At 57.8% G+C, this 24,172-nt stretch carries 19 protein-coding genes and 1 pseudogene; 9 read left to right on the top strand and 11 right to left on the bottom strand.

The genetic code is table 11. The annotated features are described in order from the left end of the window. Positions 1 to 100: 100 nt before the first annotated feature. Together ACTG2O_RS15150 and ACTG2O_RS15145 are read left to right on the top strand one after the other, a co-directional pair. Positions 101 to 838, top strand: coding sequence for a hypothetical protein (locus ACTG2O_RS15150; RefSeq protein WP_005351939.1), 738 nt, complete (start codon positions 101 to 103; stop codon positions 836 to 838). Between the two features lie 16 nt (positions 839 to 854). Beyond that, positions 855 to 1,541, top strand: a complete 687-nt coding sequence (locus ACTG2O_RS15145) for a DUF2987 domain-containing protein (RefSeq protein WP_139734853.1) — start codon at positions 855 to 857, stop codon at positions 1,539 to 1,541. Positions 1,542 to 1,644: 103 nt separating this feature from the next. Here the strand turns inward: ACTG2O_RS15145 and ttcA are convergent, their stop codons facing one another. The 11 genes from ttcA to ccoN form a co-directional block, all read right to left on the bottom strand. Beyond that, positions 1,645 to 2,553 (bottom strand): tRNA 2-thiocytidine(32) synthetase TtcA, encoded by a 909-nt coding sequence (gene ttcA / locus ACTG2O_RS15140; protein WP_005336634.1) that lies wholly within the window; start codon positions 2,551 to 2,553, stop codon positions 1,645 to 1,647. Between the two features lie 74 nt (positions 2,554 to 2,627). After that, positions 2,628 to 3,575, bottom strand: coding sequence for a universal stress protein UspE (uspE, locus tag ACTG2O_RS15135; RefSeq protein WP_439976255.1), 948 nt, complete (start codon positions 3,573 to 3,575; stop codon positions 2,628 to 2,630). A gap of 150 nt (positions 3,576 to 3,725) precedes the next feature. Beyond that, positions 3,726 to 4,481, bottom strand: coding sequence for an FNR family transcription factor (locus ACTG2O_RS15130; protein WP_005351934.1), 756 nt, complete (start codon positions 4,479 to 4,481; stop codon positions 3,726 to 3,728). 68 nt (positions 4,482 to 4,549) lie between these two features. After that, entirely contained in the window at positions 4,550 to 5,236 is a 687-nt protein-coding gene (locus tag ACTG2O_RS15125) for a sulfite exporter TauE/SafE family protein (RefSeq protein WP_005360560.1), read from the bottom strand. Beyond that, positions 5,220 to 5,408 (bottom strand): cbb3-type cytochrome oxidase assembly protein CcoS, encoded by a 189-nt coding sequence (gene ccoS, locus ACTG2O_RS15120; RefSeq protein WP_005360558.1) that lies wholly within the window; start codon positions 5,406 to 5,408, stop codon positions 5,220 to 5,222. Before ccoS ends, ACTG2O_RS15125 begins: the two co-directional genes overlap by 17 nt. Before the next feature lie 138 nt (positions 5,409 to 5,546). Next, entirely contained in the window at positions 5,547 to 7,931 is a 2,385-nt protein-coding gene (locus ACTG2O_RS15115; protein WP_439976254.1) for a heavy metal translocating P-type ATPase, read from the bottom strand. 86 nt (positions 7,932 to 8,017) lie between these two features. Continuing rightward, positions 8,018 to 8,518 (bottom strand): FixH family protein, encoded by a 501-nt coding sequence (locus ACTG2O_RS15110; protein WP_005345427.1) that lies wholly within the window; start codon positions 8,516 to 8,518, stop codon positions 8,018 to 8,020. Positions 8,519 to 8,658: 140 nt separating this feature from the next. Further along, positions 8,659 to 9,642 (bottom strand): cytochrome-c oxidase, cbb3-type subunit III, encoded by a 984-nt coding sequence (gene ccoP, locus ACTG2O_RS15105; RefSeq protein ID WP_005351929.1) that lies wholly within the window; start codon positions 9,640 to 9,642, stop codon positions 8,659 to 8,661. Beyond that, positions 9,642 to 9,821 carry a CcoQ/FixQ family Cbb3-type cytochrome c oxidase assembly chaperone gene (locus ACTG2O_RS15100; protein ID WP_005336620.1) on the bottom strand — a complete coding sequence of 60 codons (180 nt, stop codon included), beginning with the start codon at positions 9,819 to 9,821 and terminating at the stop codon, positions 9,642 to 9,644. The genes ccoP and ACTG2O_RS15100 overlap by 1 nt, the downstream gene beginning before the upstream one ends. Before the next feature lie 10 nt (positions 9,822 to 9,831). Next, a complete protein-coding gene (gene ccoO / locus ACTG2O_RS15095) occupies positions 9,832 to 10,446 on the bottom strand; it encodes a cytochrome-c oxidase, cbb3-type subunit II (protein ID WP_005336618.1) in 615 nt (204 codons plus the stop codon). Positions 10,447 to 10,462: 16 nt separating this feature from the next. Beyond that, positions 10,463 to 11,887 (bottom strand): cytochrome-c oxidase, cbb3-type subunit I, encoded by a 1,425-nt coding sequence (ccoN, locus tag ACTG2O_RS15090; protein ID WP_005360548.1) that lies wholly within the window; start codon positions 11,885 to 11,887, stop codon positions 10,463 to 10,465. A 281-nt stretch (positions 11,888 to 12,168) separates the two neighbouring features. On the opposite strand from ccoN, the gene ACTG2O_RS15085 reads away from it, so the two are divergent. The 7 genes and pseudogenes from ACTG2O_RS15085 (at position 12,169) to ACTG2O_RS15055 (ending at position 24,125) form a co-directional block, all read left to right on the top strand. Then, positions 12,169 to 12,630 (top strand): hypothetical protein, encoded by a 462-nt coding sequence (locus ACTG2O_RS15085; RefSeq protein WP_439976253.1) that lies wholly within the window; start codon positions 12,169 to 12,171, stop codon positions 12,628 to 12,630. Positions 12,631 to 12,723: 93 nt separating this feature from the next. After that, positions 12,724 to 13,182: a GAF domain-containing protein gene (locus ACTG2O_RS15080; protein WP_005336610.1), complete on the top strand. Its 459-nt coding sequence runs from the start codon at positions 12,724 to 12,726 to the stop codon at positions 13,180 to 13,182. Between the two features lie 102 nt (positions 13,183 to 13,284). Next, positions 13,285 to 13,923 carry an RNA chaperone ProQ gene (gene proQ, locus ACTG2O_RS15075; RefSeq protein WP_005351923.1) on the top strand — a complete coding sequence of 213 codons (639 nt, stop codon included), beginning with the start codon at positions 13,285 to 13,287 and terminating at the stop codon, positions 13,921 to 13,923. An 8-nt stretch (positions 13,924 to 13,931) separates the two neighbouring features. Next, positions 13,932 to 15,946 (top strand): annotated as a pseudogene (prc, locus tag ACTG2O_RS15070) (carboxy terminal-processing peptidase). A 145-nt stretch (positions 15,947 to 16,091) separates the two neighbouring features. Further along, complete coding sequence (gene pepN / locus ACTG2O_RS15065) at positions 16,092 to 18,716, top strand: aminopeptidase N (protein ID WP_439976252.1); 2,625 nt, start codon at positions 16,092 to 16,094, stop codon at positions 18,714 to 18,716. 70 nt (positions 18,717 to 18,786) lie between these two features. Further along, positions 18,787 to 19,008, top strand: coding sequence for a DUF2835 domain-containing protein (locus ACTG2O_RS15060; protein WP_033136823.1), 222 nt, complete (start codon positions 18,787 to 18,789; stop codon positions 19,006 to 19,008). Between the two features lie 278 nt (positions 19,009 to 19,286). Beyond that, a complete protein-coding gene (locus tag ACTG2O_RS15055; protein ID WP_439976251.1) occupies positions 19,287 to 24,125 on the top strand; it encodes an NAD-glutamate dehydrogenase in 4,839 nt (1,612 codons plus the stop codon). Positions 24,126 to 24,172 lie beyond the last annotated feature (47 nt).

Here is a 24,172-nt window from a genome sequence, read left to right as displayed (position 1 = left end):
AAGTGCGCAGGAAAAACGGCTACGAATAGCAGACCAAATCGCTATAATGTGCCACCTGATTTGGTCGTTTTCGATATTGGATAGTCAATTGAGTAATAAAATGCGTATTGGCGGCTCCCTTGAGCAGTCTCTGAACCAGGGCTACCGCCTTGATCTGAAAGGGGTCATCCAGGAGGGATGGCAACAGACCCGCCGTACCGGATTTGGCCTGCTGCTGGCGATTGTCGGGGTGACGGCGATCTGGATCCTGCTCAGCAATGTGCTGCTGTTGCCCTATCTGGGGGATGACAGCCAGATGAATGTAGCCATGGTGCTGAGCCTGCTGATGACGGTGGTGATGGCTCCCATGACCAGCTCCCTCGATATGCTGGGGTTGCAGCAGTCGGTCGGGGTACGCGCCCGGGCCAACCAGGTGTTCGACTTCTTCCGCCACTTTGTACGCCTCGGCATGCTGAGCCTGCTTGGCAGTCTGCTCACCAGCCTGTTTGGCCCGCTGTTCGATCTGCTGGGATTGCCCGCCGTACTCTCTTTCATTCCCTCGGCCCTGATCGGCATGGGGCTGCTCTTTACCGTCCCGCTGGTGCTGGAGCGTGGCCTGACGCCGCCCCAGGCCATTCTGGTCTCTCTCAAGCTCTTTGCACGCGGCTGGCCCAGCATTGTGCTGTTCCACGGCGTGATGACCGCGCTCTTCTTCCTGGCTCTGATCCCCATGGGATTGGGGCTTATCTGGGTGGCACCGCTCTATTTCAACTGTAAGGGGATCCTCTATCGGGATCTCTGCGGGGTGGGGGTAGAGGTTAACGAGGTGACAGAAGGCCCCAACCATTTCAATGCATGATGCAAAAGGACGTTGAATGACCCGTCGATATGGAGTGACCAAGGCTGTGCGCCAGAGTCTGCTGGCCACGCTCTTGCTGCCAGGGCTGGCGCTGGCTGAGCCGGTGCTGGATCTGCAATACAGCACCTTCTACAGCCAGATGAAGACCTTTGCTAAAGGGGAGTTTGGTCACGCCAGACTGGGGTTTTATCTGACCGATCCGCAAAATGGTCAGCGCTGTGGCCTCACCTTTGCCCGGGTTGCAACCGACAGCAAGGAAGTGGCGGGCGAGGTAACGGTCGATAGCGAACTGCGCCTGCCTTTTGATGAGGATCTCAACCTCGACAAGGGGATCGTGACCGTTGGCCTGAAAGAAGAGCACGCCACATGCGATATGACGGTACAGGTAATGGCAGATGCGCCGAACGGGCCCGAGCTGCCCTTGGCCGAGCTGGCGGCCCGTCAGCTGCAGATGCAGTCGCTGCTCGACAAGATGGCAGGCATGGTCGGCAAGCACTTCCTGCCGAAGATGGAAGGGGTACGCATTACTCTGGTGGAGCAGAGCGGCACTGCTTATCTGATTGATGGCGCCCGTCAGGAGGCGCTGCCCTGGCAGGAAGGCCACCTGCTGCTGAGCAATGAGCAACTGGCCGCGTTCGCCGCCGGGCAACTGCGCCTGCAGGCTGACGTGCTGCGCCTGACCCCCTGGTTGCACAAGGGCTGATGCCGATGGTGTTGTCACGTTGGTAACAGGCAGATAAAGAAAGCAAAAAAGGAGCGATCATCGCTCCTTTTTTATTGCGTGGCGTTTGCCCTGTGACGGCGGCTTAGCGCACTTCAATCACATCCAGCATGTCCATCTCGTCGATATCCAGCAGCGGCGCCTTCGGCATCTCGGGCGGATCAAACGCCTTGTCGCCGCCATCGATGATGCCGGAGTCGCGGTTGATGCTCTTGAAGTCAAACAGCTTGTGGTCGAGCAGGTGGCTCGGGATCACGTCCTGAATGGCGGTGAACATGGTTTCGATACGACCGGGGAAGCGGCGATCCCAATCCTGCATCATCTGTTTGATGGCCTGACGCTGCAGGTTCTCCTGCGAGCCGCACAGGTTGCACGGAATGATGGGGAAGGCTTTGACGTCGGCGTAGCGGATCAGATCCTTCTCTTTGCAGTAGGCCAGCGGGCGGATCACCACGTTCTTGCCATCATCGCTCACCAGCTTGGGCGGCATGGACTTGAGCTTGCCACCGTAGAACATGTTGAGGAACAGGGTCTCGAGGATGTCGTCACGGTGGTGGCCAAGGGCAATCTTGGTGCAACCCAGCTCCTGGGCGGTGCGATAGAGAATACCGCGGCGCAGCCGTGAGCAGAGGGAGCAGGTGGTTTTGCCTTCCGGTACCTTCTCTTTGACGATGGAGTAGGTATCTTCCTCGACTATCTTGTACTCGATGCCGAGGGAATCCAGATACTCGGGCAGCACATGCTCGGGGAAACCGGGCTGCTTCTGATCCAGGTTGACGGCAACCAGATCGAAATGGATGGGGGCGCTGGCTTTGAGGCTCATCAGTATGTCGAGCATACCGAAGCTGTCCTTGCCGCCGGAGAGGCAGACCATGACCTTGTCGCCCTCTTCAATCATGTTGAAGTCGGCAATGGCCTGACCCACGTTGCGCCGCAGGCGCTTTTGCAGTTTGTTGAAACTGTATTTTTCTTTGGCGTTCAGCTCTTCTAGCATGCTCGTAAAACCCGGGACACAAATAAGCGCGTTATTATAGCCATGTCCCGGGGGAGGGCAAGGTGCCAGGCACCTTATGATTGATTGCGACGACTGTCGACCGGGCAGCTATAGTCCGCCGGTTTGAGGATCAGGATGTCGCAGGAGAGGCGGTCAATCACATGTTCGGCGGTATTGCCGAGCAAAGCTGCAGAAAGACCGGTACGGCCGACGCAGCCCATGATCATCAGGGTCGCCTTGAGCTCTTCGGCCATATCCGGCAACACCTCTTCCGGTAGCCCCTCTGCTACCCGGGTCCAGAGATGACCAATCCCGAACTTGTCGGCATGGCTGAACAGCAGGCTTTCGTGATGTTTGCGGATAGCTTCGTTGTAGGCGTTGGGGTCAAACTCCGGCAGCTCGATGGCCACGTTGACCGGAGTGCCCGGGTAGGTGTTGACCAGATAGAGGTTGGAGCCCAGCAGCTCGGCGATGTCGCTCCCCTCCTGGGTGATCCGTTCGTTGAGCAGTTTCTGATCCGGATCGTCACTTGAGCAGTTGATGGCGGCGATGATGTTGCCGCCCCGTTGCCAGTGACCCTCCTTGACCAGCAGCACCGGACAGGGGCATTTGCGCAGGAGGTGCCAGTCGGTGGGGGTAAAGATGAAGGTTTGCAGGAAGCTGTGATGATGAGTGGCTTTGACCACCAGATCGTGGCGCTGCTCCAGCACTTCCTGAATGACGCACTCGAAGGGGCGATTGTGCCAGACTACTTTCACCTCGCATTCGATCCCCTGTGCCCGATAGGGGGTCAGGATCTCGTCCAGCCACTCACGTCGCTGTGAAATGACGCCGTCGCGCATCTCTTGCCGCTCGTCCACCGAGAGCATGGCAGTCATTTCATACGAGAAGTCATAGATGGTGAGCAGCAGGGTCAGATGGGCGTTTTCGTCCAGCTCGGCGACTTTGACTGCCCGTTCGAGGGCGATTTGACGCTCCTCTTCTGGATTGATAACCACCAGAATATTCTGATATTTGACCATCTTCTCCTCCTTGGAAAAGTCCAATGACAGCAGAATCTTAGCCATTACAGCTTAGCGCAGGAGGAGTGTATGGGGAACGTACCGGATCACATTCCAGAGGAAAGGATCCGGCAGAGAAAGCAGGAGAAAAGCGGGAGAGTAAGCGGAAAATCAGCCGCAGGGCGGGCGAGTTGCACCGGCCATCATGCCCAGCGCGACCTGATCCAGCACGGTAATGTATTTGCCTTTGACGCTGATGAGACCGGACTTCTGGAAACGGCCGAGCAGACGACTGATGGTCTCGACGGTCAGACCCAGATAGTTGCCAATGTCACCACGGGTCATGGAGAGACGGAACTCCTTGGCGGAGAAGCCGCGCTCGGAGAAGCGTACCGACAGATTGTGCAGGAAGGCGGCGAGGCGCTCTTCAGCATTCTTCTTGGAGAGCAGCAGGATCATCTCCTGATCGCCCATGATTTCGCTGCTCATCAGACGCATGATCTGCTGTCGCAGTTTGGGCATCTTGCCGGAGAGATCATCCAGCACTTCAAAGGGGATCTCGCACACCATGGCTGTTTCCAGCGCCTGGGCGAAGGAGGGGTGGGCCTGCTTGTTGATGGCATCAAAACCGACCAGATCGCCAGCCAAGTGGAATGCAGTGATCTGCTCATCACCTTGCTCGGTGATGGTGTAAGACTTGATGGTCCCGGAACGGATGGCATAGAGCGATTTGAACTCATCGCCAGCCTTGAACAGCTCTTCACCCTTCTGGATCGGCTTCTTGCGCTCGATGATGCTGTCCAGCTGATCAAGCTCGTTGTCGTTCAGAGTGAAGGGAATACAGAGCTGACTGATGCTGCAATCCTGGCAATGAATTGCACAGCCACCGCTCTGGATACGTCTGCCAGGTTTCTTTTCCGGGATCATAGGCTCATACGAATAATTGATTTATATCAAACAAGTTTACCATCAACTCATCCGTTTTGGATAGGGTTTCAAAAGGAAGCAATGCCAATCCAGAAGGTATGTACCCCGAACAAAATGAGCAGCAGGGCACCGCCAAGGCGCAAACTGCGCAGGGTGAGCCAGTATCTCAGGCGATCGGCAAGCCCGCCCAACGCGAACAGGGTGGGCAGGGTGCCGAGACCAAAAAAGAGCATGATGAGCGCCCCGCCACTGGCCGAACCCGCCGCCGCGCTCCAGGTCAGCATGGAGTAGACCAGCCCGCAGGGGAGCCAACCCCACACCATGCCAAAGGGCAGTGCCTGCACAGGTGAGGTGAAGGGGATAAATTTGCCCGCCAGCGGTTTGATACGGGGCCAAAGTCTGGCACCGAGTCGCTCCAGCAGCAAGATCCCTTGCCACCAGCCCGCCAGATAGAGACCAAGCGCAATCATCAATAGCGCTGCCATGAGGCGTAATCCGGCGATGGCGTGCTTGCCAGTGCCCAGCTCGCTGGTGGTGGCGAGCAGCCCGCCCACCAGTGCACCTGCAATGACATAGCTCAGGATCCGGCCGAGGTTGTAGTTGAGCAGATAGGCAAGCCGCCCCCAGAAGTGCTGCTTGTTGGCGGGGATCGCCATGGAGAGCGCGGCGGAGACGCCACCGCACATGCCGATACAGTGGGCAGAGCCTGCCAGTCCGACCAGCAGGGCGCCGGCCAGATCAAGGTTGTGGGTCATGGTCAGCAGGCTTTGCGGGTTTGTGGGTGGGTTGCTCTTCGTCAAACAGGATGTTGGAACCCTGCCGGTCGAGATCTTCAAACTGCTCGGAGCGAATGGCCCAGAAGAAGACGACCCCGGCGATGATCACAAACAGGATGGCGATGGGGATCAGGACAAAAATTATATTCATGAGAGGTACCTTGGCGTTCATCCTTGGCAAGCTTCCCCTATGGTAACCCTGTTCGGGCAGGGGGCCAGCCGCTATCAGTGAGAAATGTGGCCTGCATCGGAGGCAGGCCACATTTTCAGCTATTTTCCGCCACCAGCCTCATCGGTTGAGGCGCATGGAGTTGGTTACCACGATGAGTGAGCTGAGCGACATGCCCGCCGCCGCCAGATAGGGGGGCAGCCAGCCGCAGGCCGCCAGCGGCAGCACCAGCAGGTTGTAACCGATAGACCAAGCGAAGTTCTCGATGATGATCTTGCGGGTACGCATTGCCAGCACTCTTGCCTCGAGCAGTCGGCTCAGGTCATCGGCCAGCAGGATGGCGTCGGCGCTGTTTTTCGCCAGATCGGTGCCACCAGCCATGGCAAACGAGGCGTGAGCGCCAGCCAGTACCGGCGCGTCGTTGATGCCATCGCCCACCATGATGCTGATATCCCCTTGGGCTTCCCGGGCCTTGAGGTAGGCCAGCTTGCCATCGGGTGAGACCCCCTTGATCAGCTCATCTACTCCCAGCTCGCGGGCAATCTCGTCTGCCTGCAAAGAGCTGTCGCCAGTCAGCACGGTAGTTTGCAGACCTGCCGTCTTGAATGCCGCGATCAGCGCCCTGGCATCGGGGCGCAGGGTATCTTCCAGATTGAAGCGGGCCAAGACCTGCTGCTCGTCGGCCAGATAGATAGCCAGACCGCGGCCGCGTTCTTGCGCCGGATCCAGCCCAAGCCAGCGGGCACTGCCGATGCGGTAGCGTACGCCATCCACCAGCGCTGTGATGCCGTGACCGATGACCGGGGTGATCTCGCGGGCGGATGGCAGCACACTGATACTGTCGGCAGGTAGCCGGAAGGCGCGAGCTATGGGGTGCTCGGATTGTGCCTCCATGGCCCGGGCGATGGCGAGGCAGTGCGTCTCGTCCATCTCTGCCAAGGTGGTGGTGCCGGTCAGACTGATCTCACCTGTGGTCAGGGTGCCAGTCTTGTCCATCACGATCCGGTTGGCCTTGGTCAGCACGTCCAGCACATGACCGCGGCGCAGCAGGATACCGTTGCGGGTCAGATTGGCGGTGGCCGAGGTCAGCGCCGTCGGGGTGGCCAGCGACAGGGCACAGGGGCAGGTGGCAACCAGCACGGCGAGGGTGATCCAGAACGCCTGATCTGGTTGATGGAAGTGCCAGAAGGTCCAGACCGCAGCGGCAATGATCAGCAGCACCAGAATAAAGTGGCGTGACAGCAGATCCGCCATCTGGGCGATGGCCGGTTTGTCATCGAGGGCGTGATCCTGCAGCCGCATGATCTGGGCGATCCGCGACTCTTCAATACGGTGGCTGACCCGGATCTGCAGCGGGGCATCCGTGTTGATGGTGCCGGCATAGACCTGATCACCACGCTGTTTGAGCAGGGGCAGCTGTTCACCGGTCAGCATGGATTCGTTGAGGCTGGCTTGCCCTTCGACAATGATGCCATCCGCCGGCAAGGTTGCGCCGGCCAGCACCCGTACCCGATCGCCGACCTGCAAGGTCTTGGCCGCTACCTCATGCTCCCCTTCATCATCGATGCGGGTCGCCATGATGGGCACCAGTCGCGCCAGGTTGGAGCTTGATTCCGACGCCTTGCGCCGGGCCCGCAACTCGAGAAAGCGCCCCAGCAGCAGGAAGAAGACGAACATGGTGATGGAGTCGTAATAGACCTCACCGGTATTGAACACAGTGGCCCACATGGAGGCGATAAAAGCCCCGATCAGCGCCAGCGACACCGACACATCCATCGACAGGTGACCCTGTTTCAGGCTGCGCCAGGCGCCCACGTAAAAGGGCTGGGCCGAATAGATCATGATGGGGGTGGAAAGTAACAGGCTTATCCACTTGAAGTAGACCATGAACTCATCTTCAACGCTGATGAAGAGATCCATGTAGAGGGCCACGGCGCACATCATCACCTGCATTGAGCCCAGCCCTGCCAGTGCCAGCCGGAACATATAGCTGCGCACCTCTTTGGCGTAGAGCGCCTCCTGTTGATGGGTCTGGAACGGGTAGGCACGATAACCGATCTGGGCAAATCCCTTGAGGATGTCACTCAGGGAGAGCTGGTCAGGCTCCCACTTGATGCGGGCCCGGTGGGTGGTGGTGTTGACGTTGATGTAGCGCAGGCCGCCAAGGGTCATCAGGTGGCGTTCGATAAGCCAGGCACAGGCGGCGCAGGTGAGCCCTTCTACTGTCAGCTGGATTTCGCGAAGGGTACCGCTGTCGGTGACAAAATCCTGTTGCACTTCTGCCAGATCGTAATGGGTGAGGGCGGCCAGCTCTTCGGGCACCAGATCGCCCTTGGTGCCGGGGGCGGTGCGGTGATCGTAGTAACTGGCGAGGCCGCACTCCATGATGGTTTCTGCCACAGCCTGACAACCGGGGCAGCACATGGGGCGAACAATCCCCTTTATCTTGAGGGAATAACCACTATTAGCGGGTACCGGCTCACCACAGTGAAAGCAGGGGGTCATGCGTTATGCCTCCCTGAATGCAGAATGCAAGCAGCAGGGGCGGTGGCGAGCACCGGCTCGCCACAGTGAGAACAGCCGGTCATGGCTTAGCGTCCTTTCGGGTCGAGTTCGACAGGGGCCAGGGTAGGCAGCTGGACGGTCTCTTGCAATCGCCACTGGTGATCAAAGGCATCGACCCGAATGTGCCACTTGCCGACCAGCGGCTTGTCGAAATGGAGGCGATAGGTGCCGCTCGCATCGGCGGTGATCATGTGTTCGCTGTCCTGACCGGCCAAAGTCGGGTGGAACAATGAGAGATAGAGAGCTTGCCCGGCAGGAATGTCACCGCTGATGGGTTTGAGAGTCAGCTCGTTGCCGTCAACCTCCAGTCCAAAGCGGATATTGAGCGCTTCGGAGCGGTCAAACTTGCTCAAGTCCTGATTGATCTCTTTCCCTTGTTTGTAATAGTCCTCGGCCACCAGATTGACCCCATCCTTGCTGGCGATGATGGCGGTGGCGATACTGCCGACAACGGCTGCAGTGGGGAGGGCGATGATAAACCAGGGCCAGAATTGGCGATACCACGGTTTGGATAGAGGTTGGGTCATGATTGCTACTGCCATGAAACGAATGATTAACGTGGAAGATGGTTTTTACGCAACACAAGATAACAAAAAGCCTCGAGGAGTCGAGGCTTTTTGCTGTGTAATCACGTGTTTATCACATGTTACAACGTTACGGGTGAACCTTATTTGGCAGACTGTTGATGAGACAGGCTGTAAACGTAGGAGGCCAGCAGGTGAACCTTGTCCTCACCCAGAATGTCTTTCCAGGCTGGCATCACGCCGTGACGACCGTGGGTGATGGTTTGCACCACCACTTCGCGGGAGCCACCGTAGAGCCAGGTGTTGTTGGTCAGATCTGGCGCACCGACGGCAATACCGCCCTTGGCATCGGCCCCGTGGCAGGCTGCGCAGATGGCAAAGCGTGCTTCACCTTTCTTCGCTTCCACCAGGTCGACCTTGCGACCGGAGAGGCTCAGCACATAGGAGGCCACTTCCTGAACGCCATCTTTGCCGAGGATTTCACCCCAGGCAGCCATGATCCCCTGACGACCGCCCATGATGGTGGTCTTGATTTGATCTGGCTGGCCGCCCCATTGCCATTCGCTGTCGGTCAGGTTCGGGAAGCCGCGGCCACCGCGGGCATCGGATCCGTGGCACTGGGAGCAGTTCTGCAGGAACAGACGCTGACCCACTTTCAGGGCTTCCGGATCCTTGGCGATTTCGGTAATGGCACGATAGGTTTTGCCATCCGCTTCATAGGTGAGTTCACGGAACTTGGCGCCGTAGATCTCGTCAGCCTTGGCGACCTCACGGTCATACTCCACCGCGCGACCTTCAGCCTTGGCCGATTCGGTTGCAGCCTTGGACTCGGCCAGCGAGCGCACGTCCTGGTTGGAACTTTGCCAGCCCAGCAGGCCTTTGAAGTTGCCAAGCCCCGGGAAGGCGATCAGATAGACCAGACCGGTGACGATGAAGAAGAGGAACATGTAAGTCCACCACTTCGGCAGCGGGTTGTTGATCTCCTCGATGCCATCGAAGGAGTGACCCATCGATTTGCCTTCTTCCACACCCATCTTGTCCTTGCGGCACCACATCAGCAGCAAGAAGCAGCCGAGGATGGTTCCCAGACTGATGACAGTCACAAAAATGCTAAACAGAGTGCTCATTATTGTTTCGCTCCTGCGTTCTTTTTATCAGCACCGGGTTGCTCATCATCGGCAAAAACCAGATTGGCAGCCTCGTCGAAAGAGGTCTTGCGGCGTTTGCTGTAGGCCCAGACGATGATGCCAATCATGATGGCCATCAACAGCAGGGTATACAGACCGCGAAATGTGCCGTAGTCCATCTTTGCCTCCTTATTTCAGGGCATGACCCAGTGATTGTAGATAGGCCACCAGCGCATCCAGCTCGGTTTTGCCCTTCACGGCTTCGCCAGCACCCTGAATATCGGCGTCGGTATAGGGCACACCGAAGTGATCGCGGAACAGCGCCAGCTTCTTGGCCGTCATCTCGCCGGTCAGCACATTGGTATCAAGCCAGGGGTAGGCGGGCATGTTGGATTCCGGTACCACATCGCGCGGGTTGATCAGGTGAACCTTGTGCCACTCGTCGGAGTAGCGGCCACCAACACGGGCCAGATCCGGACCTGTACGCTTGGAGCCCCACAGGAAGGGGTGCTCCCAGACGCTCTCGCCTGCGACCGAGTAGTGACCGTAACGCTCGGTTTCGGCACGGAACGGACGGATCATCTGGCTGTGGCAGTTGGTGCAGCCTTCGCGAATGAAGATGTCGCGTCCTTCCATCTGCAGAGCGGTGTAGGGCTTTAGGCCCTCCACCGGCTCGGTGGTCTGCTTCTGGAAGAACAGCGGAGTGATTTCAACCAGGCCCCCCAGACTGATGGCGAAGATGATGCCGACCACCAGCATGGGAACGCTTTTTTCAAATATTTCGTGACGGTTATTGTTGCTCATGGGTTGACCTCTTCAATCATGCTGGCTGGGCGACAGGTTCCAGAGAACCTTTGGGCGCAGTGATGGTGCGATAGGCGTTGTAAGCCATCAGCAACATGCCGGTGACGAAGAAGCAGCCACCCAGGAAGCGCACGAAATAGAAGGGATAGGATGCCTGCAGGGCTTCAACGAAGCTGTAGGTCAGGGTGCCGTCTTCGTTGACTGCACGCCACATCAGGCCCTGCATCACGCCGGAAATCCACATGGCAACGATGTAGAGCACGGTGCCCACGGTCGCCAGCCAGAAGTGAACGTTGATCAGCTTGACGCTGTACATCCGGCCCTGACCGAACAGGTTCGGGATCAGGTGATAGACCGCACCGATGGAGACCATGGCAACCCAACCCAGCGCACCGGAGTGAACGTGACCGACGGTCCAGTCGGTGTAGTGGGAGAGGGCGTTGACGGTTTTGATCGCCATCATTGGGCCTTCGAAGGTCGACATGCCGTAGAAAGAGAGGGAGACGATCAGGAAGCGCAGGATGGGGTCATAACGCAGTTTGTGCCAGGCACCGGAGAGAGTCATGATGCCGTTGATCATGCCGCCCCAGGAGGGGACAAACAGGATCAGGGACATCACCATGCCCAGTGACTGAGCCCAGTCAGGCAGTGCGGTGTAGTGCAGGTGGTGAGGACCGGCCCAGATATAGAGGGAGATCAGCGCCCAGAAGTGCACGATGGAGAGGCGATAGGAGTAAACCGGACGACCGGCCTGCTTGGGCACGAAGTAGTACATCATCCCCAGGAAGCCGGCGGTCAGCAGGAAGCCTACCGCGTTGTGGCCATACCACCACTGCACCATGGCGTCCATGGCGCCGGAGTACATGGAGTAGGACTTCATGCCGGAGAGCGGCACTTCCATGTTGTTGACAATGTGCAGCACCGCGACGGTGATGATGAAGGCGCCGAAGAACCAGTTCGCCACATAGATGTGGGAGGTGGTGCGCTTCATCAGGGTGCCGAAGAAGACGATGGCATAGGCGACCCATACCACAGTGATGGCGATATCAATCGGCCACTCCAGCTCGGCATACTCTTTGGCGGAGGTGAAACCCAGCGGCAGAGATATGGCGGCAGAGAGGATGATTGCTTGCCAACCCCAGAAGACGAAGGTTGCCAGCGGGCCACCAAACAGTCTGGTTTGACAGGTGCGCTGAACCACGTAGAAGGAGGTTGCCATCAGTGCACTGACGCCGAAGGCGAAGATCACTGCGTTGGTATGGAGGGGCCGCAGACGACTGTAAGTCAGCCACGGGGTCTCGAAGTTGAGGGCAGGCCAGATCAACTGGGCTGCGATCAGTACGCCAACCGACATGCCGACAATTCCCCAGACAATCGTCATGACGGTAAACTGGCGAACAACGGTGTAGTTGTACTCAGGATGGTTAGTTGTATGGCTCATCGTTATATTCCGCTTCCGATGCTGCTGTTGTTTGGTTTTGTATCCGGAGAACCGGACTGGCTTCATCAGCCACCGCCGACCAGTTGTTAACATCTGTTAACGAAAGGAAAAGCAAAAGATGGCTAAATGAAAACTGCATGGGAATGATACTGAAGTGACAGGTAAAATAACAGTATAAACAGTGATATATTTGGCTCCGTCCGGTCTCGATATGGCAGTTTTTTACCTTGTTCGAGATCACAAAAAACTATTTTAATTGCATCTTAATCGGGCTGTTTTTGATGAAAGAGAGACTTACCGCACGTAAAGTTTTGCACCTCGTACTGGTATTGGCGCTGTTATTGGCGCTGATGGCCTATCGCACCTGGTTTTCGGCCGATAACAGCGTCTCTGCTGACCAGAAAAAAGATCAGATTTGTGATCTTTCCCACACCCCTTGCAGCGCGCTGATTGGTGACAAGCCGCTGACGGTCGCCATTAAGGAATTACCGCTGCGCGCCGAACATGACTTTGCCATCGCTATTACCGGCGGCGATCCGGTCGTCAAACCTGTGAAAGCGACACTCGAAGGCAAAGATATGTTTATGGGCATCATTCCGGTGAACTTTGAACAAATAGAAGGACAGTGGCAGGGGGTAACCCAGGTGGGGAGCTGTACATCACCCGTCATGATCTGGTTGTTAAATATCGAGTGGAGTAATGGTCAACGCCAGCAATTGGCGCTTTCCGTTGCCCGGGAATAACGGCGCAAGAGGTGGGGAGTGGAAAAAATATTTGAAATTTCCCGGCCAGGCGTTACCTTCCCCAAACCATCAGGGAGTGAAGTTCATTTAATCATGATTGAAAAACAACCGTTTTATCGCACCCTCAACCAGCAGGCCAAGGCGCTGCTGGAGGGGGAAACCGATCTTATTGCCAATCTGGCCAACCTCTCCGCGCTGCTGAATCAGGAGCTGGAGGAGATCAACTGGGTCGGTTTTTATCTGTTGCAGGGTGAGACCCTGGTATTGGGGCCATTTCAGGGCAAACCGGCCTGCGTACGGATCCCGGTCGGCCGCGGGGTGTGTGGTACGGCAGTGGCAGAGGGGAGAACCCAGCTCATTGACGATGTCCACCAGTTCGACGGTCACATCGCTTGCGATGGCGCGAGCAACTCGGAAATCGTGATCCCGGTGCGTCGTGGTGGCGAGATCATCGGGGTGCTCGATATCGACAGTCCAATTTTTAACCGTTTCGACCAGCAAGACCGGATTGGCCTCGAAGAAACGGTGCAAATTTTGGAAAGCATGCTCTAAGTCATTGCTAGATGGTTCGCAAAAGGCCCCAAGCTCTCTATAATGGGGCCTTTGTTGTGCTCGGGACGTGCCCGTGCGTTTATATGAAAGCCAAGGTTATACATGGAAAACACTGAGAAGCTGAAGAACAGTAAAGAGATCGTTGCCTACCTGGTCGAGAAATTCCCGGCCTGCTTCGTTGCTGAAGGAGAGGCCAAGCCGCTCAAGATTGGCATCTTCCAGGATTTGGCCGAGCGTCTTGCTGACGATGCCAGAGTCTCCAAGACCATGCTGCGTTCCGCACTGCGTCAATACACCTCCAGCTGGCGCTACCTGCACGGTCTCAAAGCTGGCCAGGCTCGCGTTGATCTGGATGGCAACCCGGGCGAACTGCTGACCGAAGAGCACATCGAGCACGCCAAGCAAGCTCTGAAAGAGAGCAAAGAGCGCGTATTCGCCAGCCGTCGTACCAATACCAAAGAGAAGGATGAGAAGGCCAAGAAGCCCCGTCGTCCTGCTGTGCGCAAAACCGAGAAAGCTGATGTAGCTGCCAAGCCGAAAGCTGCCGCCAAGGCACCGGTCGCTGACGCTCCGCTGGTTAAAGTGGATGCCGCTACGCTGAAAGTGGGCCAGGATGTGCGCGTCGTTATGGGTAAATTCCCGGTTCCGGCAACCATCAAGGAAGTAACCAAGGACGATGTACAGGTCCAACTGCAGACCGGCATGATGGTGCGGGTCAAATCAGAGCACTTGGTTCTCTAAGGAGACAAATGTTGAAGCATGGCGTAATTCGTTTTTCCCTCGTTGCCTGTAGCCTGGCGCTTGCCGGGCTTGCACAGGCCATCGAGCCGGTGCTCAAGGAGAGTGATTTGCCTGTGTTGGCTCAAGAGAGCCAACATGCTACGGCCAGCAAGCGAATTACCAATTTGTTTACCCGCTCGCACTACAAACAGTTCAAGCTGGACGATGCCTTTTCCTCCGTGATTTTTGATAAATATCTGGAGAATCTGGACTACAGCCGCAACCTGTTTTTGGCCTCTGATATAGCCGTTTTGAAAAGTACCGTAACGGTTTTGACACCGACCTCGAAAGAGGCCGTCTGGCTCCCGCCTACGAGATGTTCAACCTGAGTCAGCAGCGGCGTTATGAGCGGTTCGAATACGCCCTCAAACTGCTTGATACTCCTTTCGATTTTACCCAGACCGACAACTATGTGTTTGATCGGGAAGGGGCGGCTTGGCCCAAAGATGAAGCAGAGCTCAACGAGCTGTGGCGTCAGCGGGTCAAGTTCGATGCCCTGAGTCTCAAGCTCAGTGGCAAGGAGTGGCCCGAGATCAAGGAGCTGCTTGGCAAGCGTTACAACAACGCTATCAAGCGGATGTCCCAGACCGAGAGCGAGGATGTCTTCCAGCTCTTCATGAACTCCTTCGCTCGCGCCATCGAACCGCACACCAGTTACCTCTCACCACGCAGTGCCGATCGTTTCAACACCGAGATGAACCTCTCGCTGGAGGGGATTGGTGCCGTGTTGCAGGCGGAAGATGACTTTACCGTCATCCGTTCTCTGGTGCCCGGTGGCCCGGCTGCCAAATCCAACCACCTCAAACCCGATGACAAGATCACCGGGGTGGGGCAGGAAGATGGCAAGATTGTCGATGTGATCGGCTGGCGTCTTGATGACGTGGTCGAGCTCATCAAGGGGCCCAAGGGGAGCAAGGTCAAGCTGGAGATCCAGCGCGGCAAGGGTGCAACCGCCAAGACCGAGCAGATCGAGCTGACCCGCGATAAGGTGCGCCTTGAAGACCGGGCTGCCAAGTCCAAGGTGATTAACGCCGAAGGCAAGAAGATTGGCGTTATCGAGATCCCGAGTTTCTACGTCAATCTGCACGATGACGTGATCAAGGAGCTTTCCAGCCTGAACAAGAAGAAGATCGATGGCTTGATCATCGATCTGCGCGGTAACGGCGGCGGCGCCCTGACCGAAGCTTCCGCCCTGAGCGGTCTCTTCTTTGCCAGCGGTCCCGTGGTGCAAATTCGTGATCATATGGGCCGTATCACGGTCAATGGCGATGACGATGGCAACGTCTACTACGGTGGGCCCATGTCGGTGATGATCGACCGCTACAGTGCCTCGGCCTCCGAGATCTTCGCTGCCGCCATGCAGGATTATGGCCGCGCGTTGATTCTGGGTGAAAACTCGTTCGGCAAGGGGACGGTGCAGCAGCATCGCAGTCTCGCCAAGGTCTATGACTTCTACGAGCAGCCGCTCGGTCACGTGCAGTACACCATCGCCAAGTTCTACCGGATCGACGGTGGCAGCACCCAGAACAAGGGCGTTGCGCCGGATATCAGCTTCCCGACACCGGTTGCTCCGGAAGAGACGGGCGAAAGCCGTGAGTTCAATGCGTTGCCGTGGGACAAGATTGCCTCCGCCAACTACGAGAAACTCGGCAACTTCGCCAGCGTACTGCCCAAGTTGCAGGCGGCGCACGATGCCCGGATCGCCAAGGATCCTGAGTTTGCCTATGTGATGCAGGACATCGCCGACTACAAGGAGGAGAAAGACAAGAAGTCGGTCTCCCTCAACGAGGCGGAGCGTGTTGCAGAGCAGGCGAAACAGGATGAGAAAGCGCTCAAACGTACCAACGAACGTCTGGCACGTCTTGGCAAGCCGGCGGTGAAGAGTCTGGATGAACTGCCCGCTGATTTTGAAGCGCCCGATGAGTATCTCATCGAAGCGGCCAATATCACGGCGGATCTGGCCAAGGTCAGCAAACGCAGCTGACAAGGCGACCTCCAATGCACAAGGGCGACTGCGGTCGCCCTTTCTTTTTGTCTGGCGTATCTGACGTAATGCCAAATTGTTTGACCCCGCCAGTTGGTTGTGACAGCCTCTTTCTCGCCTTTAACAAGCGTGGAAGCAGACAATAATGACCGATCACTCCCAGGCCATGACGGCCAAATATCGCCAGGATTATCAGGCGCCGCTCTACTGGATCGACACCATCGACCTCGATTTCCAACTGCAGGAGCCGCTGACCCAGGTCACCGCCATCACCCGCATTCGTCGCAACGGCGAGCACAATGCGCCGCTCGTCCTCGATGGTGAACAGCTGACCCTCAAGGGCGTTGCCATCGATGGCATTCCCTGTGACCATTACGAGCAAGGCGAGAGCAGTCTGACCCTGTTCAACCTGCCGGCCGAATGTGTGCTGACCATTGTCACCCTGCTGGATCCGGCCGCCAACACCGCCCTGGAAGGGCTTTACAAGTCAGGCGATGCCTACTGCACCCAGTGTGAAGCGGAAGGCTTTCGCCGCATAACCTATTATCTGGACCGCCCCGACATTCTGGCGCGCTACAGCACCCGCATTACCGCCGACAAAGCCCAGTTCCCCTTCCTGCTCTCCAACGGCAACAAGGTCGACAGCGGTGATCTGGATGGCGGACGCCATTTCGTGCAGTGGCAGGATCCTTTCCCCAAACCGAGCTATCTGTTTGCGCTGGTGGCCGGTGATTTCGATGTGGAGCGCAGCCACTACACCACCAAGAGCGGTCGCAAAGTGGCCCTCGAGATCTTCGTCGACAAGGGCAACCTCGATCGCGCCGGTTTTGCCATGGAGAGCCTCATCAACTCCATGCGCTGGGACGAACAGCGTTTTGGCCTCGAGTATGATCTCGACATCTACATGATCGTTGCGGTGGACTTCTTCAACATGGGCGCCATGGAGAACAAGGGGCTCAACATCTTCAACTCCAAGTTCGTGCTGGCCAATCCGGCCACCGCCACCGACAGCGACTACCACGGTATCGAACGGGTGATCGGCCACGAATATTTCCACAACTGGACCGGCAACCGCGTCACCTGTCGTGACTGGTTTCAACTCAGCCTGAAAGAGGGGCTGACAGTGTTCCGGGATCAGGAGTTCTCCTCCGACCTAGGCTCCCGTGGCGTCAACCGCATCAACAACGTGCGTACCGTCCGCGGCCCGCAGTTTGCGGAAGATGCTGGCCCCATGGCGCACCCGATCCGCCCGGATGTGGTGATCGAGATGAACAACTTCTACACCCTGACCGTCTATGAGAAAGGGTCGGAAGTGATCCGCATGATGCACACCCTGCTGGGGGAAGATGCCTTCCAGGCTGGTATGCGTCTCTACTTCGAGCGTCACGACGGCTCGGCCGCTACTTGTGATGATTTCGTGCAAGCGATGGAGGATGCTTCCGGTGTCGATCTCGGCCGTTTCCGCCGTTGGTACAGCCAGTCCGGTACCCCTGAGCTGACAGTGACCGACGAGTATGATGCCGCCAGCGGCGTTTACCGTCTGCATGTGAGCCAGCACACCCCGCCGACTCAGGATCAGCCGCAGAAGCTGCCGCTGCATATCCCCTTCGATATCGAGCTTTATGACGAGCAGGGTGCCGTCATTGCGCTGCAGTATCAGGGAAAGGCCATCGGCAACGTGCTCGACGTGCTGGAAGCGGAGCAGACCTTCGAATTCGATCGGGTGCCGGTCAAACCGGTTCCCTCCCTGCTGCGGGACTTCTCCGCGCCGGTCAAGCTGCACTATGACTACAGCGATGAAGCGCTCGCCTTCCTGATGCGCTTTGCCCGCAACGAGTTTGCCCGTTGGGATGCGGCCCAGATGCTGATCAACAAGGCGGTCATCGACGGGGTGGCGCGGGTCCAGCACGGGCTGGGGGTTGAGCTCTCCCAAACCCTGTTGGCCGCCTTCGTCGCTATTCTGGACGACAGCGATCTCGATTTGGCCCTCAAGGCGGAGATCCTGGCGCTGCCCGGTGAAGCGACCCTGGCCGAGCTGTTCGAGGTGGCCGATATCGATGCCATTCATCAGGTGCGCAACGCGATCCACACCCGTCTTGCCGAGGCCTTTGGCGCACGCTTGGCGGCGACCTATCAGAGCCTGCGTCTGAATGGTTATCAGGTGGTGCATGCCGACATGGCCAAGCGGGCCCTCAAAGGGGTAGTGCTCGGCTATCTGGCGGCGCTGGATGCGGAGCATGCCGATGCGTTGGTGCGCGAGCAGTATGCAACTGCCGACAACATGACCGACACCCTGGCGGCGTTGCAGGTGGCCAACGGCTATCTGTTGCCATGCCGTGCCGCGCTGTTGGCCGATTTTGAAGGCAAGTGGGCCAAGGATGGACTGGTGCTGGACAATTGGCTGCGGCTGATTGGCAGCAAACCGGCTGCCGATGTGCTTAGCGAAGTGAAACAGGCGATGAATCACCCCACTTTCAGCATTCGCAATCCTAACCGGCTGCGGGCGCTGATCGGTAGTTTCGCCATGAGCAATCAGGTGCAGTTCCATGCGGTGGATGGCAGCGGTTACCGCTTCCTGACCGATCTGCTGATCGAGCTCAACGAGGTCAATCCGCAGGTGGCCTCCCGCCTTATCACTCCGCTTATCCAGTTCAAGCGATTGGATGAGGCGCGCAAGGCCCTGATCCGCGCCGAGCTGACCCGTCTTGCCAACCTTGAGGGGCTGGCACGGGATCTGTTCGAGAAGGTCAGCAAGGCACTACAGCAGTAAGTGTTGACGGGGCAGGGGCGTGAATGCGCCTGCCCCTATTGTGTGATTTGTCGTGTGATCAGGAGCAAGCGTGAAGCAGTTTACTTTTCGGCTCTCATTGAGCAGTGACGAGGTGATGCTGATGTATCAGGGCCATGCCAGACGGCTGGTGGTGCGCAGCGAACAGGGATTGACCCTGGAGCTTGGCATAGAAAAAATACGGCCCTTTGTCGCCATCAATGGTGTGCATGGCTATTTTCGGCTGAAAACCCAGGACGATTACCGCTTTATCAGCCTCGAACGCATAAATTAACAAAAATCGAACAGATTACCGACTGTTTATCTGCTTTGCGTCACTATCCATCCGGTAAACTGGCACAAAGGTAGTGGGAATTTCTGTATTTTTGGTTATTTGCAAAATTTCTCACAGTTTAAGCCGTGATCTGCACCTTGTTTTTAACATCCCGTTAGCACCTTTCCTCGCCTTCCCTTATCCAAGCCATTACACTTCGCAACAACTCTGCACCAGCGGGTAACCAGGGTGGTTGCCTCTGCGTCGGTGGTTAATGTCGTCCGATAAGGAATATAAAAATGGCATTGAAAGACGCCCCTACCTCAGTTCTGCTCGAAAACGTTCTCAGCCTGATCCATCAAAAGTTGCCCAAAAACAGCGCCTCTCTGGTCGAGTGCTTCGTTGCCAAGTTCTACGGCAACATGGCGAGCTCCGATCTGCACGATCGCAATGACAGCGATCTCTACGGTGCGGCCCTGAGCCTGTGGAATGCCCTCAATCAGCGCAGCGGTACCGATCCCTACATCCGGGTCTACAACCCCGAGCTGACCCGTCACGGCTGGCAATCGCCCCATACCATCGTCGAGGTGATCCTGCAGGACTCGCCCTTCCTGGTGGACTCCATTCGGATGGCGCTCAAACGGCTCAATATCACCGCCCACATGATGCTGCACCAACCGCTGCACCTCATTCGCGGTTCGGATGGCAAGATTGACTCCATTCTGGAGCTCGACAACACCGACGGGCAGACCTCGGTTGAAACGGCATTCCTTATCGAGATCGATCACCTCACCAGCGAGGAGCAAATGGCCGCGCTGGCTGCCGAGCTCAACTCGGTGGCTGGTGAAGTGGCGCTGGCAGTCGGCGACTGGCAGCCGATGCTGGCCAAGCTCAATGAGATCATCGACGAACTTCCCAAGCGCAAGCACCCGGTCAGCAAGGAGGAGGTGGCCTCCTGCGTTGCTTTCCTTAAATGGGTGGCTGCCCACAACTTCACCCTGATGGGGTATCGCCGTTACGACGTCAAGGCGGTGGAGGGGGATCACGAGATCCTGCCGCAGGCGAGCTCCAGTCTGGGGCTGATGAAGAACTCCATCAAGGAGGTGGGCCAGCGCCTTGGCAACATGCCTGCCAGCGCCCGTCATGCCGCTCTGAGTTCTGACCTGCTGATCCTCACCAAATCCAACAGCAAGTCCCGGGTGCACCGTCCGGCTTATGTGGATTACATCGGCATCAAGCGCTTTGACGAGCATGGCAAGGTGATCGGGGAAGATCGCTTCATCGGTCTCTATGCCTCTTCCATCTACAACACCAGCGCGACCCAGATCCCGCTCATCAGCCATCGTCTCGAGCGCATCATGGCCGCCTCCGGTCATGAGAAGGGCTCCCACGCCTACAAGGCGCTGCTCAACGTATTGGAAACCTATCCTCGCGATGAGCTGATCCAGGCCCGTGAAGAGGAGCTGCTGGCCACCGGTCTTGGGGTGCTGGAGATGCAGGAGCGTGACATGCTGCGGCTGTTCGTGCGCCGCGATGTGTACGGCCGTTTCTTCTCCTGCATGGTCTATGTCACCAAGGAGCGCTACAACACGGCGCTGCGGATCAAGACCCAGCAAATATTGCAGAAATATTTTGGCAGCAACGAAGAGGTGGAGTTCAACGTCTACTTCACCGAGGGCGTGCTGGCGCGGACCCACTACATAGTGCGGGTCAACAACAACAACGTGGATGTGGATGTGAACGAAGTACAGAACAACCTGATTGAAGCGGCCCGCAGCTGGGACGACAGACTCGACTCCGTGCTGCTTTCCCATTATGGCGAGGCCCGTGGTAACGAGCTGCGCCGCCGTTTCAGCACCGCCTTCCCCCGTGCTTACAAGGAAGATGTGCTGCCGGGCTCTGCTGTGGCCGACATCATGGCGCTCGATAACCTGAGCGAAGCCGAGCCGCTCGGTATGCTGTTCTACCGCGCGCAGGAGGAGGAGAACGACCGTCGGGTACGGCTCAAGCTGTTCCACCGCACCGAGCCCATTCACCTCTCCGATGTGCTGCCGATGCTGGAGAACATGGGACTGCGGGTGATAGGTGAGACCCCGTATCAGGTACGCACTCCAGGTGGCGATCTGTTCTGGATCCTCGACTTCTCCATGTTGCTGCACGGCGAGCAGCCCTTTGATCTGGCCCAGAGTCAGCAACGCTTCCAGCAGGCCTTTGCTGCCATCTGGAACAAGCAGCTGGAAGATGACGGCTTCAACCGGCTGGTATTGGGGGCGGGTCTCACCGGCCGCCAGGTGTCGGTGCTGCGCGCCTATGCCAAATACATGCGCCAGACCGGCGTCTCCTTCAGTCAGTCCTATATCGAAGAGACTCTGACCCGTTATCCCGATATCGCCCAACAGCTGTTTACCCTGTTTGAGCAGCGCCTCGACCCGGCTGGCAAGCAAGATGCCAAAGCAGAAGCCAAGCTGCACGAGGAGCTTGCCGCCAAGCTGGATCAGGTGGCCAACCTGGATGACGATCGCATCATCCGCCGCTATGTGGAGATGATTGACGCTACCCTGCGTACCAACTACTACCAGCTGGACAAGGCGGGCAATATCAAGCCCTACATCTCCTTCAAACTGGCTCCCTCCAGCATCACCGACATGCCGCTGCCGCTGCCGAAATTCGAGATCTTCGTCTACTCGCCGCGGGTGGAAGGGGTGCATCTGCGCTGGGGTAAAGTGGCTCGTGGCGGTCTGCGCTGGTCCGATCGCAAGGAGGACTTCCGTACCGAAGTGCTGGGTCTGGTGAAAGCCCAGCAGGTGAAGAACACCGTCATCGTGCCGGTGGGGGCCAAGGGCGGTTTCTACTGCAAGCAGATGCCGGTGGGGGCGCCCCGCGCCGTCATTCAGGAGGAGGGCAAGGCCTGTTATCGCCTGTTTATCCGCGGCCTGCTCGATGTGACTGACAACATCATCGGCGGCGAGGTGATCCCGCCCAAATCCGTGGTGCGTCACGATGAGGATGACTACTACCTGGTGGTTGCTGCCGACAAGGGGACTGCCACCTTCTCGGATATTGCCAACGAGATCAGCCTCGAATACGGCCATTGGCTCGGCGATGCGTTCGCCTCCGGCGGCTCGGTCGGTTACGACCACAAGAAGATGGGTATCACCGCCCGCGGCGCCTGGGAGTCGGTCAAGCGGCATTTTCGTGAAATTGGCGTCAACTGCCAGACCACCGACTTCACTTGCGTGGGGATTGGGGACATGGCCGGCGACGTGTTCGGCAACGGCATGCTGCTCTCCGAGCACACCCGGCTGGTGGGCGCGTTCAACCACATGCACATCTTCGTTGACCCCACTCCGGATGCGGCCAAGAGTTTTGTCGAACGCCAGCGTCTGTTCGATCTGCCGGGTTCCAGCTGGGATGACTACAACCGCGAGCTGATATCACAAGGGGGCGGCATCTTCCTGCGCTCGGCCAAGTCCATCAAGCTCAGCCCCGAGATGCAGACCCTGCTCGGCACTGACAAGGCCAGCATGGCGCCGAACGAGCTGATCAAGGCGCTGCTCTGCCTCAATGTCGATCTGCTGTGGAACGGCGGCATCGGCACCTACGTGAAGAGCGCTCGCGAGAGCGATGGGGAAGTGGGCGATCGCAGCAACGACGCACTGCGAGTCAACGGCCGCGATCTGCGGGCCCGTATCGTGGGTGAGGGAGGCAACCTCGGCTTTACCCAGCTCGGTCGGGTGGAGTACGCCAGTCAGGGCGGTCGCATCAACACCGATTTTACCGACAACGTGGGCGGGGTGGATTGCTCCGATAACGAGGTGAACATCAAGATCCTGCTGAACCAGTTGGTGGCCGCAGGGGATCTGACCCTCAAGCAGCGTAACCAGATGCTCTATGAGATGACCGACGACGTGGCGCAGATCGTGATCACCAACGCCTATCGCCAGTCCCAGTCCATCTCGGTCACCAGCTTCCGCGGCTCTGAACAACTGAAAGAGCAACAGCGCTTTATTCAGGGGCTGGAGCGGGAAGGCAAGCTGGACCGTGCGTTGGAGTTCCTGCCATCCGATGAGGAGCTTTCCGAGCGGATGGCGGCAGGGCAGGGACTGACCCGCCCCGAACTGGCGGTGCTGGTGGCTTACGGCAAGATGGTGCTGAAAGAGCAGCTCAACTGCCCGGAAGTGACCGACGAGCCCTTCCTCGCCAACATGCTGGTCACCAGCTTCCCAGCCAAGGTGCAGCAGCAGTTTGGTACCCAGCTGGCCGATCACCCGCTACGCGGCGAGATCATCGCTACCCGGGTGGCCAACATGCTGGTTAACGACATGGGGCTCAACTTCGCCAGCCGGATGAAGGACGAAACCGGTGCCTCGGTCGCCGAAGTGGCCTGCTGCTTTGCCATGGCCCGCGAAGTGTTTGGCATGAACCAGCTGTGGCGCGATATCGAAGGGTGCGACAACCTGGTGGATGCCCAGACTCAGCTCGAGCTGATGTTCTACAGCCGCCGCATTGTACGCCGTGCCACCCGCTGGTTCCTGCGCGCCCGCAATCGCAGCTGGAGCATCAGCGAGAACATCGCCTTCTTCCGTCCAGCGTTCGAGACCTTGGGGAAGCACCTCTACGAGGTGATGGATGAGAGCGAAGTGGCCGAGCATCGTCAGGCTGTTGCCAAGTGGATGGAGAAACAGGTGCCGGAGGCCATTGCCCGTCAGGTCGCCCATATGAGCAGCCTCTTCTCCAGCCTGGATCTGGCGCAGATTGCCGCGGAGCACAAGACCGATATCCTGCGTGCCGCCAACGTTTACTATCGCCTCGGAGCCAAACTGGATCTGCACTGGTTCCTCGACCAGATCAACCATCAGCCGGTCGGCAACCACTGGCAGGCGATGGCGCGAGCCTCCTTCCGCGAAGATCTGGACTGGCAGCAACGCAGTCTCACTTCTGTGGTACTGGAAGGGTGCAAAGATCAGGGAGAATGCGCTACCATACTGGCCGACTGGATTTCGGAGCATGAGCAACTCTTGTCCCGTTGGACCCACATGTTGGCCGACTTCAAGACCACCAGTACCCACGAGTTCGCCAAGTTCTCGGTGGCCTTGCGAGAGTTGAACCTGCTCCAGTTGAATTGTCGGGCACTTTAATTGCCAGATTAAGGCATGACACCGACATTACACCCAAAGCCCCGGCC

Origin of the sequence: Aeromonas sp. 61P (assembly GCF_051919545.1) — a bacterium.
Taxonomy (GTDB): Bacteria; Pseudomonadota; Gammaproteobacteria; order Enterobacterales; family Aeromonadaceae; genus Aeromonas; species Aeromonas veronii.
This window is presented reverse-complemented; position numbering and strand designations above follow the sequence as displayed.

What these genes read in the sequence shown, in the direction of transcription:
- ACTG2O_RS15150 (WP_005351939.1), top strand. Translation starts at nt 101, where the DNA reads ATGCGTATTGGCGGCTCCCTTGAGCAGTCTCTGAACCAGGGCTACCGC.
- ACTG2O_RS15145 (WP_139734853.1), top strand. Translation starts at nt 855, where the DNA reads ATGACCCGTCGATATGGAGTGACCAAGGCTGTGCGCCAGAGTCTGCTG.
- ttcA (WP_005336634.1), bottom strand. Translation starts at nt 2,553, where the DNA reads ATGCTAGAAGAGCTGAACGCCAAAGAAAAATACAGTTTCAACAAACTG.
- uspE (WP_439976255.1), bottom strand. Translation starts at nt 3,575, where the DNA reads ATGGTCAAATATCAGAATATTCTGGTGGTTATCAATCCAGAAGAGGAG.
- ACTG2O_RS15130 (WP_005351934.1), bottom strand. Translation starts at nt 4,481, where the DNA reads ATGATCCCGGAAAAGAAACCTGGCAGACGTATCCAGAGCGGTGGCTGT.
- ACTG2O_RS15125 (WP_005360560.1), bottom strand. Translation starts at nt 5,236, where the DNA reads ATGACCCACAACCTTGATCTGGCCGGCGCCCTGCTGGTCGGACTGGCA.
- ccoS (WP_005360558.1), bottom strand. Translation starts at nt 5,408, where the DNA reads ATGAATATAATTTTTGTCCTGATCCCCATCGCCATCCTGTTTGTGATC.
- ACTG2O_RS15115 (WP_439976254.1), bottom strand. Translation starts at nt 7,931, where the DNA reads ATGACCCCCTGCTTTCACTGTGGTGAGCCGGTACCCGCTAATAGTGGT.
- ACTG2O_RS15110 (WP_005345427.1), bottom strand. Translation starts at nt 8,518, where the DNA reads ATGACCCAACCTCTATCCAAACCGTGGTATCGCCAATTCTGGCCCTGG.
- ccoP (WP_005351929.1), bottom strand. Translation starts at nt 9,642, where the DNA reads ATGAGCACTCTGTTTAGCATTTTTGTGACTGTCATCAGTCTGGGAACC.
- ACTG2O_RS15100 (WP_005336620.1), bottom strand. Translation starts at nt 9,821, where the DNA reads ATGGACTACGGCACATTTCGCGGTCTGTATACCCTGCTGTTGATGGCC.
- ccoO (WP_005336618.1), bottom strand. Translation starts at nt 10,446, where the DNA reads ATGAGCAACAATAACCGTCACGAAATATTTGAAAAAAGCGTTCCCATG.
- ccoN (WP_005360548.1), bottom strand. Translation starts at nt 11,887, where the DNA reads ATGAGCCATACAACTAACCATCCTGAGTACAACTACACCGTTGTTCGC.
- ACTG2O_RS15085 (WP_439976253.1), top strand. Translation starts at nt 12,169, where the DNA reads ATGAAAGAGAGACTTACCGCACGTAAAGTTTTGCACCTCGTACTGGTA.
- ACTG2O_RS15080 (WP_005336610.1), top strand. Translation starts at nt 12,724, where the DNA reads ATGATTGAAAAACAACCGTTTTATCGCACCCTCAACCAGCAGGCCAAG.
- proQ (WP_005351923.1), top strand. Translation starts at nt 13,285, where the DNA reads ATGGAAAACACTGAGAAGCTGAAGAACAGTAAAGAGATCGTTGCCTAC.
- pepN (WP_439976252.1), top strand. Translation starts at nt 16,092, where the DNA reads ATGACCGATCACTCCCAGGCCATGACGGCCAAATATCGCCAGGATTAT.
- ACTG2O_RS15055 (WP_439976251.1), top strand. Translation starts at nt 19,287, where the DNA reads ATGGCATTGAAAGACGCCCCTACCTCAGTTCTGCTCGAAAACGTTCTC.